General features: G+C 50.8%; 13 protein-coding genes. 9 read left to right on the top strand and 4 right to left on the bottom strand.

Annotated features, from left to right (window positions below; all coding sequences use genetic code 11):
- Positions 1 to 13: 13 nt before the first annotated feature.
- From JUF13_RS03980 to JUF13_RS03950, 7 genes are all read left to right on the top strand, one after another.
- Positions 14 to 940, top strand: a complete 927-nt coding sequence (locus tag JUF13_RS03980) for a ribonuclease H family protein (protein ID WP_203637843.1) — start codon at positions 14 to 16, stop codon at positions 938 to 940.
- A 117-nt stretch (positions 941 to 1,057) separates the two neighbouring features.
- Positions 1,058 to 1,528 carry a VOC family protein gene (locus JUF13_RS03975; RefSeq protein ID WP_203637841.1) on the top strand — a complete coding sequence of 157 codons (471 nt, stop codon included), beginning with the start codon at positions 1,058 to 1,060 and terminating at the stop codon, positions 1,526 to 1,528.
- Positions 1,529 to 2,478: 950 nt separating this feature from the next.
- The gene (locus tag JUF13_RS03970; RefSeq protein ID WP_125763442.1) at positions 2,479 to 3,087 is read left to right on the top strand and encodes a sugar O-acetyltransferase; all 609 of its coding nucleotides are present in this window, start codon (positions 2,479 to 2,481) and stop codon (positions 3,085 to 3,087) included.
- Positions 3,088 to 3,396: 309 nt separating this feature from the next.
- On the top strand, positions 3,397 to 5,010 hold the full coding sequence (locus tag JUF13_RS03965; protein ID WP_373300830.1) for a BCCT family transporter: 1,614 nt from the start codon (positions 3,397 to 3,399) through the stop codon (positions 5,008 to 5,010).
- Between the two features lie 945 nt (positions 5,011 to 5,955).
- The gene (locus JUF13_RS03960) at positions 5,956 to 7,185 is read left to right on the top strand and encodes a hypothetical protein (RefSeq protein WP_203637840.1); all 1,230 of its coding nucleotides are present in this window, start codon (positions 5,956 to 5,958) and stop codon (positions 7,183 to 7,185) included.
- A gap of 420 nt (positions 7,186 to 7,605) precedes the next feature.
- Positions 7,606 to 8,064 (top strand): universal stress protein, encoded by a 459-nt coding sequence (locus JUF13_RS03955; protein ID WP_125763438.1) that lies wholly within the window; start codon positions 7,606 to 7,608, stop codon positions 8,062 to 8,064.
- A gap of 310 nt (positions 8,065 to 8,374) precedes the next feature.
- Positions 8,375 to 9,046, top strand: a complete 672-nt coding sequence (locus tag JUF13_RS03950; protein ID WP_203637838.1) for an HAD-IA family hydrolase — start codon at positions 8,375 to 8,377, stop codon at positions 9,044 to 9,046.
- On the opposite strand, the gene JUF13_RS03945 is transcribed toward JUF13_RS03950, so the two are convergent.
- Positions 9,000 to 9,392: a DUF488 domain-containing protein gene (locus JUF13_RS03945; RefSeq protein WP_203637837.1), complete on the bottom strand. Its 393-nt coding sequence runs from the start codon at positions 9,390 to 9,392 to the stop codon at positions 9,000 to 9,002. The two genes, JUF13_RS03950 and JUF13_RS03945, sit on opposite strands and share 47 nt — an antisense overlap.
- Positions 9,393 to 9,448: 56 nt before the next feature.
- Between JUF13_RS03945 and JUF13_RS03940 the strand changes: the two genes are divergently transcribed.
- Together JUF13_RS03940 and JUF13_RS03935 are read left to right on the top strand one after the other, a co-directional pair.
- Positions 9,449 to 10,078, top strand: a complete 630-nt coding sequence (locus JUF13_RS03940; RefSeq protein ID WP_203637836.1) for a DNA-3-methyladenine glycosylase — start codon at positions 9,449 to 9,451, stop codon at positions 10,076 to 10,078.
- 59 nt (positions 10,079 to 10,137) lie between these two features.
- Positions 10,138 to 10,986 (top strand): helix-turn-helix domain-containing protein, encoded by an 849-nt coding sequence (locus tag JUF13_RS03935; RefSeq protein ID WP_203637835.1) that lies wholly within the window; start codon positions 10,138 to 10,140, stop codon positions 10,984 to 10,986.
- A 92-nt stretch (positions 10,987 to 11,078) separates the two neighbouring features.
- Here the strand turns inward: JUF13_RS03935 and JUF13_RS03930 are convergent, their stop codons facing one another.
- The 3 genes from JUF13_RS03930 to JUF13_RS03920 form a co-directional block, all read right to left on the bottom strand.
- The gene (locus JUF13_RS03930) at positions 11,079 to 11,798 is read right to left on the bottom strand and encodes a demethylmenaquinone methyltransferase (protein ID WP_203637833.1); all 720 of its coding nucleotides are present in this window, start codon (positions 11,796 to 11,798) and stop codon (positions 11,079 to 11,081) included.
- A gap of 560 nt (positions 11,799 to 12,358) precedes the next feature.
- Positions 12,359 to 13,153 (bottom strand): type I methionyl aminopeptidase, encoded by a 795-nt coding sequence (map, locus tag JUF13_RS03925; protein WP_125763427.1) that lies wholly within the window; start codon positions 13,151 to 13,153, stop codon positions 12,359 to 12,361.
- Positions 13,154 to 14,516: 1,363 nt separating this feature from the next.
- Positions 14,517 to 14,690 (bottom strand): hypothetical protein, encoded by a 174-nt coding sequence (locus JUF13_RS03920; protein ID WP_164511281.1) that lies wholly within the window; start codon positions 14,688 to 14,690, stop codon positions 14,517 to 14,519.
- Between the last annotated feature and the right edge of the window lie 48 nt (positions 14,691 to 14,738).

Below are 14,738 nucleotides of genomic sequence, written 5' to 3'. Positions count from 1 at the left end.
AGTGGGGATACATTTGGCACAAAAATACTATGCGGTCAGACGCGGCAAGCAGCCGGGCATCTACCGCACGTGGCCGGAAACGCAGAAACAAGTTAATGGGTTTTCTGGCGCACAGTACAAAAGTTTTACCACCGAGGCTGAGGCCAAGGCCTTTATGCAGGGCAGCGCAGTGAACACGCCAGCCCATCGCGCAGCCAAAACGCGCCGAACAGCCACGCCTAAATCGGCTTCAGCGCCCGTGTCAGCCACAATCACGGTCTATACCGATGGTGGCTCGCGAAACACCGGGAACGTCGCTGGCGGGCACGTGAAGGACGCTGACAAGGCGGCCTGGGCCTACCGCATCGAATTACCCGATGCCATCGAGACCGGTTCCGCCGGTGAATTTGGCGCGACCAACAACCGAATGGAAATCATGGCCTTTCGTAACGCCCTGCAGAAGCTGGTCGACCTAGGTCAAACGACTGAAAGCATCCTATTTGTGCTGGATTCTCAGTACGTTTTAAATGCCGTCAACAAGGGCTGGCTCGCCGGGTGGAAACGCCGCGGCTGGAAGCGTAGTGCCGGACCACTGGTCAACGCGGAACTCTGGCAAGACGTGGATCGCCTGTTGCCACAATTTAGCAATCTCAACTATCGCTGGACCAAGGGCCACGCGACTAACCAGGGGAACGTGTTCGTCGATCATTTATTAAACGAAACGATGGATGGCATGCGGCGTGATGCCGAGCAACAACCGGTCACGCACCGGCATGAAGTGGTGACCAAGACGCAACCAGTCACGAAATCTAAACCAGTAGTGGCCAAACCGACACCGACACCGGCAGCCAAGCCAACGTCAGCACAGTCTAGTGCGACCACACAGTCCCACCAGACGACGGCACAATCGGTGGCGGACATTGCTGAAAGTTTGCGGAACCTACCGTTTGGAGATAATTAAGGGTATAATGAGACCTAGAAAGTTTGTGCGGGTTATCTAATTGGGGGAACTAGGACCCGAGAATTCAGGGACTAGTCTGGATTTACCAAAAATTTAGTATTGAATGGGGTACCGACGATGCAAGCAAAATTAATTCCATACTTGGAGTTTGAAAATGCCAAAGACGCCATTGCGTATTATCAGAGTGTATTCGGCGCAACCAATGCCTACCGGGTCAGTCCAACGGTGGCGGAAGCAGAACGGTTCGGCCTAGATCCAGCGGTCGACCTGGAAAAAATGACGATGCGCGGTGGCTTTCAAATCATGGGGTTAGATATTCAATGTGCCGATGCGTTAATGGGGCAACCAACATCGTCCACATTGATTTCGCTAATGTTAGCGGTCAACGAGGACGACAGTGCCAGTGTGAAAGCGTTGGATGCGCTGTACCAGCGATTGGTGAAGTCTGATGTTAAGGTCATCAGTCCGTTTGCCAAACAATCGTTGGGTGGCAAGATGGGGCAGATTGTGGATGCTTACGGGATTACTTGGATTCTCAGCGAACAAGACATGCCCGTCTCTTCCACACCTACTGACACTGCGGAATAACGCGTACTGAGCTGAGTAAACTGTGTGTTTTACAGCGCCTCCGGGCTGGTGAAAATGGGCCGTGACGCTGTGGGCGCACGTCTGGAGCCTCATGGACCGAGTCTCAAAGATAGCAGTTGCCTAAGCGGGAGACCCGCTAAGGCAACTCCCACGGCTTAGCCCATTTTCACCAGCCCTGCGGCTGACACTGGTTTAGCCCGCTACGCGTTAGTTCCTAAGTGTGGTGTGCCGTGGATGTGACAGTCATTACTTGAAATTTTAGATGTATTTGTTGGTCGTCTATCAGTTAATACTGGTGGACGGCCTTTTAAATAAGACTGGTCGCCTTGGCTCGCCTCTGGTCACTGCCACGACTGGCCCAGTTTTCCCAGCCCTGCGGCTGACACTGGTTTAACCCGCGACGCGTTAGTTCCTGGGTGTGGTGTGTCGCGTGGATGCGGCAGTTATTACTTGAAATTGTATATGTCTTGTTGGTAGTCTAGCAGTTAACGCTGGTGGGCGACCTTTTTGTTTACATCATTTCTGTAATGGATTGGGCAGAGACCAATGATGAAATTGACATCACATTTTGTTACCACTTACGTCGACTCGGTGCGCCAATAGCGGCCGAGCCCACCACACGCCGCTTCGAAGGTCTCAACCCAAGTCAACATCAGAGCACAACCTGTGGAGTCGGAGGCTGGCAGGGACCACCGCCTGTGTCGGTGGCATTGGCTGAGGTTCTTTCTCAGCCTAGGGCACGGGACGTCTGGGGGACTCGGGGGTTGCGAGGCTCCCAGCGAGGGGCAAGACCGCTCTTTGGCTTGCCCCGTGCCCCAGAGGCGTACTGGTCCCTGCCAGCCGCAGGCGGAACGCCTCTGCACTGCTTTTGACCTTGACCCTCATGCCTCGAACCCAAAACACCAAAAGAAGCAGAGTGTTATCATGGAAACAGAGGAGTGATTTGAATTATGGCAACTGAACGCGAAAAAATGACGGCGGGACAACCCTATGACCAATTTGATAAGGAACTGATCGACCGTCGAGTACTAGCCCGCAAGACCTTGCAGGCGGCGAACCAATTACCAGACAATCAGCAGCGCAATGCCGCTTACAAGCAATTGATCAGCGACACCGGGGATGACTTCTTTGTTGAGGCCAGCTTTACGTTTGACTATGGCTGGAACATTCACATCGGCGACCACTTCTACGGCAACTACGACATGACTTTCCTGGACACCTGTCCCATCACAATCGGCCGCAACTGTTATTTTGGCCCCAACATTGGGCTCTACACGCCGGTTCACCCGTTGAACGCGATGGCGCGGACCCACGATGTTGAAATGGGTGCGCCGATTACCATTGGCGATAACGCCTGGCTCGGTGGCCGGGTTACGATTCTGCCCGGCGTGACGTTGGGGGACAACGTGGTCGTGGGCGCCGGTTCCGTGGTCACCAAATCCTTCGGGGATAACGTGGTGATTGCCGGCAACCCTGCCCGCGTCATCAAGGAAATTGACAACAGTGAAACTGGTAATGCCAAGGCTTTGCAAGAATGGCCCGATAAGTTGCAAAAGTAAGGCCATTTTCAGAAATCTAGAAATTCTAATCAAATTCTTAGATTCCTAACATGACGTGGCATGTAACCGGTTTATTTGCCGCAGAAAAAACTTATCGTCCAGCAAGATTTTACTAATTAATTCGACCGCGTATAATAGACTTTGGATATCGCTTTAAGAAGATTTTCGAAAGCAATTTGTATTCAACGGTAGCGCGCTGTACAGGTAGCTCGGATAACGACCCTGGAACCGCGCTTTTTTCGTACAATCTAATTGAGGCACCATCCGCTGGGAGCTTGGCTCGCAGGAAACAAATGAGGAGGATTATTTATTTTAGCGCGTAAAAATATTGATAAGTTAGTATTCGTACCAACCATCGTTTTATTTATTCTCGCGTCATTGCTATTTATTTTAGGTGGTGGCCAGTTACAGGCTACCCTTAGCTCAATCTTGAATTGGATTGATACTCGCATGTCATGGGCTTATATGATGGTGTACGTGGTCAACTTTTTATTTTTTATGTATTTGGCATTTGGTAAGTTTGGTAAGGTGAAATTAGGTGACCCTGAAGACAAGCCCCACTACAGCAACTTCCAGTGGGGGAGCATGGTCTTCGCAACGGCGATTGATGCCAGTATCTTGATGCTGTCCATCGTTGATCCATTGCGCTACCTGCAGCACCCGGCGTTTGGTTTCAAGCCATTCTCGAGCAACGCCTACAGCGCAGCGCACATGATGGGGCAATTCAACTGGGGGCCAATGGCGTGGATGATGTTCGCGCCGGCCACGATTGCGATTGCTTACGTGTTGTACGTGAAGCACGGCAAGGTCCAACGGGTCAGTGCCGCTATCACCAGTTTGCAAGGAGACAGTAAGGGCAAGATTGTGGCTCGCCACATCGTTGACTTCCTGGTCGTCTTTGGAATCATGGGTGGGATCGGATCATCCGTCGGGATGGAAATTCCGATTATTTCCAAAGTTTTGAGCCGGCTTACAGGTGTTCAAGACAACTTGATGCTAAAAATTGAGCTCTTCATTATCCTGTTTATTTTATTTGCCGTCACGGTATTCCACGGGTTAAACGGTGGAATCAACCGGTTAAGTTCCGCCCACATCTGGACGGCGCTGGGTCTCTTAGCCATTATTTTAATTATCGGACCAACGGTTTACATTTTAAATTCTGAAACCAACAGTATTGGGTTGATGGCGCAAAAGTTTATCGCGATGTCGACCAACACGTTACCTAATGGTGGGGACGCCACTGCTCAGCAGGAAACCATTTTCTACTGGGGTTGGTGGTTGTCTTACATGCCCGTCATGGGGCTGTTCATTGCCCGGATTTCTAAGGGTCGGACGATTCGTCAGGTCTTAGTCGGCATGTTAACCTACGGGGCCTTGGGGTGCATGAGTTTCTACGCCATCTTTGGTGGATACTCCTTGTGGCTCCAACAGACCGGGGCCGTTAACTTGGTCCACATCTTAAACACACAGGGTCAAGCCGCCGTGGTTGCCACGGTGATTGCGACGTTGCCATTTAAGATGATCATTCTGGCATTGTACTGTATTTCCTGCTTTATCTTCTTGGCCACGACGATTTCGTCGTCCGCCTTCATCGTGTCATCCTTCACGAGTTTACACTTGGATGACGGGCAGGAACCTAGTCGCTGGAACCGGATGATCTGGGTGGTTGTCTTCATCATCTTCTCCTTCGGGATTGTGATGGTCGGGGGCTTCAAGACCGTGCAAACCGTGTCAACGATTGCCGGTTTCCCACTGATGTTTGTCTGCATCCTGCTGCTGCATTCCATTTGGCATATGCTGGCAGCTAAGCCTAAGGTCGCCCCTGTGGTGGTGCCACAACCCGTTGTTGTTCGTCGGATTACGGTTGAATTACCACGCGCCGTCCGCGGCCCAATGATCTTATCACCAGACCACGCTAACTAGTTTTTTGATTGCCTCTGGGCTGGTGAAAACTGGGCCTGGTCGTGTCCGTTCCCGCCGCCGAGCTCAAGGCGCCCTGCTGTGGGGTCGGTTCCAGCCTGTGAAGCGGGCTTCCACCTCAACTTTGAGCCTGAAAAGCGGTCTCAAAGGTTGTCCCATGGGCTAGGCTGGGGAAATACCCCAGCCTAGCCCATCGACACAGCCGGGCACCTTGGCTCGTCTCTGGTCACTACCACGACCGGCCCAGTTTTCCCAGCCCTGCGGCTGACACTAGTTTGGGTCGCTGGTCGGTGAGTGATTATTAGTCGGGTGGACTGAATTAAAATTAATTGAATTTGTATCGTGAGGCTGGGACTTGGTGTCCTGGCCTTTTTTGTGCAGCGTACTAGGTCAATCCTCAGTTAAAGGCTGTTTCACTCGTACTGATTGAACAGTAGATGTGTTCCATGAAAATTGATAGTTAGAATAGTCAACTTTTAAAATGCTTTGTCATATTAGCTTGCAATTGGTTCATGGGAGGTGCAGTATTATAAACGTATTAATTCACTGCTTTCAATATGGTTTTTATACAATGAAAGATTAATCATAGCGCTGTCCGTGTTGTTTTTTTGAGATGATGAGCATCTATTTGTGAACTGAGTAACAGTTTGGCTGTGCAACATCTGAAGGAAACCGTGAGAAAAATCATGTGGATTCTGCTACAAGCATTTTTTACTGAACCTATGCAAGTTATCGTATGAAGTGAAAAGATTAAAAGGTGAAGTAGATTGCTAGCATGCATACGGAAGGGATCATGTGGCACTGAAGGATCGGAGATTACTTCAGTTAAAAAAATGTACAGAACTGCTAAACTACAGTCTGTTATCAGGATGATGAATCCTTGATTATGAACGGTCAGGCAGAAAGTATTAGGTCGGTTGAAAGAATTAGTTATGGGGGAATAATACTGTGTTCAAAGAGAGGTTTGTTGTTCTTTTATGCATTTTCATAGGTATAGTTGAAGTGGGCTGTACAGCCCAATCATCGCAGAGGGCAAAAGCTTCCTCATCTTCGAAAATTAAGACTAGCCTGTCAAAAGCTAGTTCCACATCAAAGCCATCATTAGCTGGGAAGATTCTCTCAACTGAGAAGATGAATCCAGATATTGCATACAAAGTAGCAAATAAAAAGACGGTCTTTTATTATAATCTGAAAGATTATGGTTCTAAGGACGGTATTATTTCTGATAATGTAACAGCTCGGGGAAGTATTTTTGGGGCAACAAAAAAGTATGTTACGACTACTGGAACGTACTTTCGTGTGTTTAGCTATGCGGCAAATGGTTTTGAAAATGCTAAAAGTCCAGAAGGTTCTGCAGATTATATCAGTGATAATGATTTCGGTGTTGTTAAAGCCGATGGCCTCAAGCAATTTTCAACGGTAAAATCTGAATGGACTTACTCACAAAAGCAACCGTATTACGTTGGTAATCCCTATGCTCATCGGATTTGGTCTGCGCCAGCTAATACAAAGCACTATACTTATGTTTCCCACGTATTTGACCGATTAGTATCAACTCAATTGTATGCGACGAAAGAGTTAGTCACATACAAGGGGAACCATTATGTTTATTTGGAGACTGCCAAGCGCTCTTTGGGGTGGGTCTACAAGTCATCAAAAACTTTAGTTGCTGGGTATTATCGTGATCCTGGTAAGCAATTTCTTAACCCCAAAGGTCACGAAAAAATGGTGATGAAAAAGCAGAGTAAAAAATCGACGGGCACACGAGTTGATGTGAATGATAGTACGGCATTATCGCAACGTGTTTATCAAATTCGTAACAAGAAACGCCATACTTTGCGTATTCTAACAATAGGAATGGATAATCGGCCCATTGTGTTTAATTTTAAGAATGGGAAAGCAGTTAGAGCGCAGACCTATGAGTATTGGCGTAAACCTTGGAAGAAGATTACCAGTAAGAAAAAGTTACGCACACATTTTACCGTTTCACATGATTTTGATGAGCAATCGTGGTCAACCGTGCATTTTTATAAGCAAAAGAGTAAGAAAATGGTTCGGGTACGAACGTATGGGACTGATAGTCAAGCTACTATCTGGATCTATCGGAGTGGAAAGGTTAGATTCAACACACATATGCCGAAAGACGTTGCGAGTTATCCTCTATCTGATTTTAAGTAAGAACCTGATTCAGGCAGATTGTAAAGGACGCCAAATGCTTAGTCACTAGCAAGGAGTGGAGGTCTTTAGTCTGAGGAGACAAGGTCTAAAAGAAACAGGAAGTTTGCTCAGGTTATGACTATGGGGGACGATGGTACGGCTACAGTCTATCGTAATGGAAAGGTGAAATTTTCCACAAAAATGCCTAAGGACTTAAGTTCATTCCCTATAGCAGATTTTGATTAGAAAAAGTATGAGGCTGGGACCTGGTGTCCTGGCCTTTTATCGTCTTTAGGTGGACCACCGATAGAACCAACGAGGACCGGTTTCAGTAACACCACCACACGAATCTGATATTAAATGAAAAGATTAAGTCCCAGTTTCATTGCTAGATATGATACAATGGGGGCCGAATCATTCATTGGAGGGAATTAACTGATTATGGCAGATGAAAGTAATGATCCGCTGTTTTTCCGACGCATTTTGATTACGATCGATGAGGATGATCGTCCATCGACCAGTCGGGCGTTTCGGTTTGCGATGACCATGGCGAAGGACTACGGTGCTCACCTGGGAATTGCTTCCGTTCTGGAAAGTAATGACATTAGTATTTATGAATCTTTGATGCCGGATAAGCTGAACGAAAAGCGTGAACACTTGCGTCGCGTTGTTCAGGAGTACGCCAAGAAGGCCACGGCCTTTGGTGTCGAAGAAGTTCGGGCCATCATCGCTGAAGGCGGCGACGTGGACGACGTGATCTTGCAAAAAATCGTGCCGGACTTTCAGCCAGACCTAATCGTCTCCGGTGCCGACGTGGACTTTGCTAGTCACGGTAAGCCCGGTGCCATTGGGTTGCGGTTGACGAAGAAGGCCGATGTGTCGGTGATTGTCATTCGTTAGTTTAAACAAATCGATGAAGGTTGGCTGCTATTTGGTGGCTGACCTTCTTTTGGTTTAGCAATTAAATAGAGACGTAGATGACTATCGTGAATGATAGGTCTACGTCTCTATTGATTTTATGACTGTCTAAATGGACAGTTAAATCATGTCACTGTCACGGCAATTGCCAAGGAATAAGAGTGAAGTGATGGTGTATAATTGAAATATCTTAAAGGTTAAATCAAAGACCAAAAGTGTGGTTGAACGTATCAGAGCCGCCCGGTAAGGCGCCAGCAACGTCCAACCACTTGGCTAAATAGGGGGAACGAGCATGGCGAAAATTCAAGGATTTCTTTTCGACCTCCACGGCGTGATTGCCGATTCTTGGCAGTATCATTTGGCGTCCTGGCAGGCCATTGCGGCTGAACTGGACATTCCGTGGACGACCAACTTGGCCGAGGTGTTGCCCGGCATGAGTCGCCTGGGTTCCCTGCAAACGATTCTGGCTTCGGCCAACCGGCAAGGCGCGTTCACGCCGGCGGAAATGCAGACGATTACGGATCACGAAAACGACCTATACCGGCAGTACGTGGCGGCCATGACGCCAGCCAATCGGTTGCCTGGGGTCACGGCGTTTCTCAATGAACTCGTCGCGGCTGGGTATCCACTGGCCTTGGCCTCAGCGTCGACCAACGCGCCGGCCGAAATCGAACGACTTCAGTTAACTCATATCTTTAAGCACATTGTCCCGGCGGGCAGTCTCAAGGCCAGCAAGCCGGCCCCCGACGTGTATTTGGCAGCGGCTCAGTTGTTGAATCTACCGGCCACAGCCTGTGTCGCGTTCGAAGACACCGTGACCGGGGTGCAGTCGGCCAAGCGGGCGGGATGCTTGACGGTGGCAATCAATGCCGATCCGTTACCCGGCGCTGATGCCCAACTCCCCAGCACGGCGGCGCTTAGTCTGCCAGCCGTGCTGCAGGCACTCGGTCAGCCAGACGCTTAAGCACGAAGGCCTTGAGAATGACGGCCTGGTTGTGCGTTTCGTCCTTGGCGCCGTACAGGAAAATCACGTCCTGCGTGGCCAGTTGGCTGGCAACGAGGTCTAGAAAATCAGGTAACGCGGCGTTGGCTTCGAGTTCCGCGAGGTATTTTTCCTGAAAGACCGGGAACTTTTCCGGCTCGTGGTTGAACCATTTGCGCAGCTCGGTCGACGGACCCATTTCCTTTTCCCAGGACGCGAGTTGGGCGTTGACCTTTGAAATGCCGCGGGGCCAGAGTCGATCGACCAGCATCCGGTAGCCGGCTAAGTCAGCGGGCTTGGTGTAAATCCGTTCCAATTTAATTGCCATATTTGACCATCTCCATGCGTCAATTCTACCATAGCGAAAGGGAGGCGAGAAAAGTCATGACAGATTCGTTAGGCGACTTCTATACGGGGCGGCCCACGGCCCAGATTGCCCAAGAGTTACTGGGCCATGAATTAATTTATCAAACGCCGGCGGGCACCATGAGCGGCTGGATTGTTGAAGCCGAGGCCTATCTCGGGGAACAGGACACGGCCGCACATGCGTTTAATGGCCGCTACACGGCGGCTAACGCAGCGTTGTATGATGCGCCGGGAACTATTTACATTTACATTCTGCGGGGCTACTACATGCTGGACGTGGCGACTCAGGCGGCCGGCACGCCGCAAGGAATCCTGATTCGGGGCATCGAACCCCACCAGGGGCTGGACCTGATGCAGCAACACCGCGACAAGCCGATCCCAGATGTGACCAATGGTCCGGGCAAGCTGACGGCGGCGTTGGGCCTGCAATCCAAGGACCTGAACCGCACGATGTTGGGCGCCAATAATTTAACCATTACCCCGACCATTACCCGCCAGCCGCGCCATGTGACCGCCACGTCGCGGGTCGGCGTCAGCGATGGGAGCTGGCACGACCGGCCCCTGCGCTACATCGTGGCGGGGAATCCCTTTGTTTCCGGCAGTCGCAAACGGGATTGGGATCGCGAAAATCATGGCTGGCAGAGCTAGGCGTTAGGGCCATTTGTTGTTATAATAGGTCCATAACGTTTTAAGGGATGGCACAAGTAATGAATATTGATATATTTATCGAAACGCGTAAACGGCTCCACCTTTCCCAGGACCAGCTGGCGCAGGGCATCTGTACCCAAGCCACGCTCAGTAAGTTCGAACGCAACGGCAAGGTGCCGTCACTCAAGATTTTGCTTCAACTCTGTGACCGGCTCGAGCTGACGTTAAATGACCTCTTCCCGCTCAATCACGATGAAGACTCTGTCCGTTCCCAAGCGTTGGAACAGGCGGAATTTCAGTTGTTGGTCGGGGAATACGATGCTGCCCAGGAGAGCCTGGCCAAGTTGGGCGACCCAGCCAGCGGCACCCTCAACTTTCAAATGCGCTTTTACTTTATCCGCGGCTACGTGACGGCTCTCAACGGCGGGAGTATCGCAGACGCACTGTATGATTTCTCACAAATTTTAAACCGCTTTGACGAGGGTCACCACTCGATGTACTCGCTGTTGGCGTACACCGGGATGGGCGTGGCCTACGATCAGGATGGCGACACGACGCGCGCCGAATTCTACTTCAACAAGGTGGCCAGCGAGATTCACAACCTGACCTTTAAAAACAATCACAACATTTGGCGGTCCCTGAACATCATTTACTACACGGGCCAGTTCTACGGCCAAACGGGGGACCTCAAGGCCAGCGATGAGCTCTTAAATTACGGCGTTCAGGTCTGCGCCCGGTATCACGTGACCTACTACCTGGCTCGTATTCTGTACCAACGCGCCATCAATGCGCGAGCCCAGGACGGGGATGTGGCGGCCATCAAGCAGGACTTGCAAGATGCCGCGGCCTTTGCCCGGTTAAACAGTAACGAGAAACTCTTAAAGCTGATTGCGAAATTTGATATCTAGATTATTTTTACCGCGAACGCTTAGGCAGTAAAACAAATAAGGTATTCCCATTATTTCAACGCTAATGGGAATACCTTATTTTTGTGACTATTTTAACGGTAAGGCTTTGTGCCCAAATGGACTGCCGCCGCGCCCAGATTGAACTGGTGGTAGTGGACTCGTTGGAGGCCGGCCGTACGAAACATGGTGGCCAATTCCGTCACCGTGACGAATTTGTGTGTCGAGCGTTGCAGGTAGTTGTAGGCCTGATAATGATGGGCAAAACGGCCCATCAACGGGACCACGTGGCCAAAGTACAGCTGCCAGCCGGCATGAATCACCGGATTAGTGGGTTGCGACGTTTCCAGGCAAACGACTTGGCCGCCGGGCTTGACGACGCGCGCCATTTCCCGGAGGACTTGGTTGGCGTCCGGCACGTTGCGCAGGCCAAAGCCAATCGTGACCACGTTGAAGCTGTTGCCCGGGTAGGGCAGGTGCATGGCATCTCCCTGACGCAGCGTGATGCGGTCGCTCAGGTGGGCCGCGCGGACCTTGCGGCTGGCCTCTTGCAGCATGACGTCGCTAAAGTCTAAGCCCACGACCTGGCCGGCGGGACCCACGGCTTGCGCCAAGGACAGGGTCCAGTCGCCCGTGCCACAACAGAGGTCGAGCGCAAAGTCGCCGGGCCGCAGCGTCATGGCGTTCATCACCTGTTGCCGCCAGATGCGGTGGGTTCCCAGACTGATCACGCTGTTCATTTGGTCGTACTGTGGGGCGATGCGGTTGAAAATGTCTTGCACCTGGTCTTCGGGTGTCTGATTGGTTAAAGCCATACAAGCCAACCTCCTAATTAATATTTACTTGGGTTAAACAATTGTCTTTGTCAGCGCCTCCGGGCTGGTGAAAACTGGGCCTGGTCGCGTCCGTTCCCGGCGGCGAGCTCAAGGAGCCCTGCTGTGGGGCCGGTTCCAGCCAAAGGGCGGGCTTCCACCTCAACTTTGAGCCTGAGGGGCGGTCTCAAAGGTTGTCCCATGGGCTAGGCTGGAAAAGAACTCCAGCCAAGGCCATCGACACAGCCGGTCACCTTGGCACGCCTCTGGTCACTTCCACGACCGGCCCAGTTTTCCCAGCCCTGCGGCTGACACTGGTTTGACCCGTGACGTGGATGATTATTTATCCGATTGGTCTTGGGTTTCGCCTGGCTTGTGGTAGCTTATTTGTCTACGTGAGCTGAGCGAGCAGGCCAAACGTCTTCATAACGTCAATCCTTCAATTGAGTCCTTAATAATCCTATATTTGTTCTACACTTACCAATGACCTTAGTGTAAAACAAAAGAGTGAGGAAACCAATCCTCACTCTCATTTTTTAGCTTAATCGATCAAGACTAGCTGATTAGAGCCGGTACTTTTCGTCGATGGCGTCGTCTTGTGACGTTAAGATCTTAGGACCGTCGTCAGTGATGACCAAGGTGTGTTCGTATTGGGCGGACAGGGAACCGTCAGCCGTGACGTAGTAGTCCCATGACTTGTCAGCCGTTTGGCGCGTGGCAATTTCCCAGGTGCCCAAGTTGATCATGGGTTCGATGGTGATGGTCATGCCGGCACGTAACCGCAGGCCCTTGCCAGCTTCCCCGTAGTTAGGGACGTTTGGTTGTTCGTGCATGGTTGGTTGAATCCCATGGCCAATCAATTCACGGACGTCGCCCATGTGTTCTTGGCCTTCCGTGTAGGCTTGGATGGCGTGACCAATGTCACCGATCCGGTTGCCGACAACGGCTTGGTCGATACCCAAGTAGAGGGACTTCTTGGTGACGTCCATCAGGTGTTGGGCTTCAGGACTGATTTTGCCGACAGCGTAAGTCCAGCAAGAGTCACTTTCAAAGCCGTCCAGGTTGACGGTCATGTCAACGGCCACGATGTCGCCTTCCTTAAGCAACAATTCCTTGCGGGGGATGGCGTGGGCGACTTCATCGTTCACACTGACACAGGTGGCATACTTGTAGCCTTCAAAGCCCTTTTCGGAAGGCTTGGCCCCATGTTCTTCAATGTACTTGTTGGCAAAACGTTCAATTTCCCAGCTAGAAATACCTGGCTTAATGATGTCCCGTAAGCCCTTGTGGACACCAGCTAAAACGGCACCGGATTCGGCCATTTTCTCAATTTCACGGTCTGATTTAATGGTTATCAACGTGTTACCTCCTAAAATTTGTATCTACTTCTAATGTACACCAATTTCACCTTTTCAGCGAATTATGCGGTTAAAATCTTTTTGAAATTGGTTTGGTACGGTTTTATTTGTCTTTGTCATCGCCTCCGGGCTGGTGAAAATGGGCCGTGACGCTGTGGGCGCACGTCCGAAGCCTGAGGTGCGGTCTTCGGACTTACTTTGAGCCGAAGAGCACGTCTCAAAGATAGCAGTTGCCTAAGCGGGGGACCCGCTAAGGCAACTCCCATGGCTGAGCCCATTTTCACCAGCCCTGCGGCTAACGTGGCAGTTAAGCCGTAACAATGAGGTGGCAATCAGATTTTTATTGCTGTCGGTGGGGTTGTCAATGTGATGAGCTGGTGTGAAGGGTTATCTCATGAGCGCTAAGACCATCGACACAGCCGGGCACCTTGGCGCGCCTCTGGTCACTTCCACGACCGGCCCAGTTTTCCCAGCCCTGCGGCTAACTTTGCAGTTAATCCGTAACAATGAGTTGGCAACCAGATTTTTACCACGGTCGGTGATGGTTGCCGATGTGATGACCGCGTGGGGTGATGAGCTGGTGTGAAAGGTTGGTCCCATGGAACTATGCTGGGAAAGAACTCCAGCTAAGACCATCGACACAGTCGGGCACCTTGGCCGCCTCTGGTCACTCCCACAACCAGCCCAGTTTTCCCAGCCCTCCGACTAATTTTGCAGTTAATCCGTAATAATGTGTTGGCAATCAAATTTTTACCACGGTCGGTATGGTTGCCAATGTGATGACCATAGATTGGGATTGGGAGCTTTGAATTGTCGGCGTTAGCGGTAATGGTAGACAACGCTGCCTCACAGCCAATCAAACTGTCAACGACCAAATCTTTTAGCACATGCTAGGTCAGCGGACAATCTGTTGGAACCGGAGGCGGGCAGTCCCGGTGACTCGGAATTTACGGTCCAAAGGTATCAGTTGTTTAATTATTGATCCGCAATAAGGTGTCGACGATAAGTCATTTATCGTGATGGACTTATGTGAGGGGGATGAGGTGGTAAGCGCGGTTGAAAATGGGTGCGCAATTGTGAGTGACCAGAGGTGGGCCAAACTGACCAGCTGTGTCGGTGGCCTTGGCTGGAGTTCTTTTCCAGCCTAGCCCACGGGACAATCTTTGAGACCGCTTCTCAGGCTCAAAGTTGAGGTGGAAGCCAGAACTTTGGCTGGAACCGGCCCCATAGCAGGGCAGTTTGAGCCCGCCGCCGGGAACGGGACTGACCCGCCGCAGGTGGAAACCGGGTTTCCGCAACCTAGCATCGCGCAAAAAAGAAACCAAAAGAAAAACCGGACGCGGGGCGTGTCCGGTTACGGCAACTAGGCCTTCAAGCTGGTAATCTTACCAGTGTTGACCTGTTCCAAGATGCGTTTGGCTTCGGTGATTCGGGCATCGCACAAGAAGTTCATGGCGTTGTCCTTTTCATCCTTAGCCCGGTTCATTTGTTCCGTTAGAAAATCAATTTCATCGGTTAAATATGCTACTAAGTCCATTATTTGCCCTCAATTCTTTGCGTAGTCCGCAACGGGTCATCCCGTTTA

This window comes from Levilactobacillus wangkuiensis, assembly GCF_016861605.1.
GTDB classification, from domain to species: domain Bacteria; phylum Bacillota; class Bacilli; order Lactobacillales; family Lactobacillaceae; genus Levilactobacillus; species Levilactobacillus wangkuiensis.
Note: the sequence above shows the minus strand (reverse complement) of the source record. Positions and strands in the feature narration are given on the sequence as shown.

Coding starts and splice junctions, on each gene's coding strand:
- JUF13_RS03955 (WP_125763438.1), top strand. CDS start 7,606: ATGGCAGATGAAAGTAATGATCCGCTGTTTTTCCGACGCATTTTGATT.
- JUF13_RS03975 (WP_203637841.1), top strand. CDS start 1,058: ATGCAAGCAAAATTAATTCCATACTTGGAGTTTGAAAATGCCAAAGAC.
- JUF13_RS03970 (WP_125763442.1), top strand. CDS start 2,479: ATGGCAACTGAACGCGAAAAAATGACGGCGGGACAACCCTATGACCAA.
- JUF13_RS03920 (WP_164511281.1), bottom strand. CDS start 14,690: ATGGACTTAGTAGCATATTTAACCGATGAAATTGATTTTCTAACGGAA.
- JUF13_RS03945 (WP_203637837.1), bottom strand. CDS start 9,392: ATGGCAATTAAATTGGAACGGATTTACACCAAGCCCGCTGACTTAGCC.
- JUF13_RS03950 (WP_203637838.1), top strand. CDS start 8,375: ATGGCGAAAATTCAAGGATTTCTTTTCGACCTCCACGGCGTGATTGCC.
- JUF13_RS03930 (WP_203637833.1), bottom strand. CDS start 11,798: ATGGCTTTAACCAATCAGACACCCGAAGACCAGGTGCAAGACATTTTC.
- JUF13_RS03940 (WP_203637836.1), top strand. CDS start 9,449: ATGACAGATTCGTTAGGCGACTTCTATACGGGGCGGCCCACGGCCCAG.
- JUF13_RS03935 (WP_203637835.1), top strand. CDS start 10,138: ATGAATATTGATATATTTATCGAAACGCGTAAACGGCTCCACCTTTCC.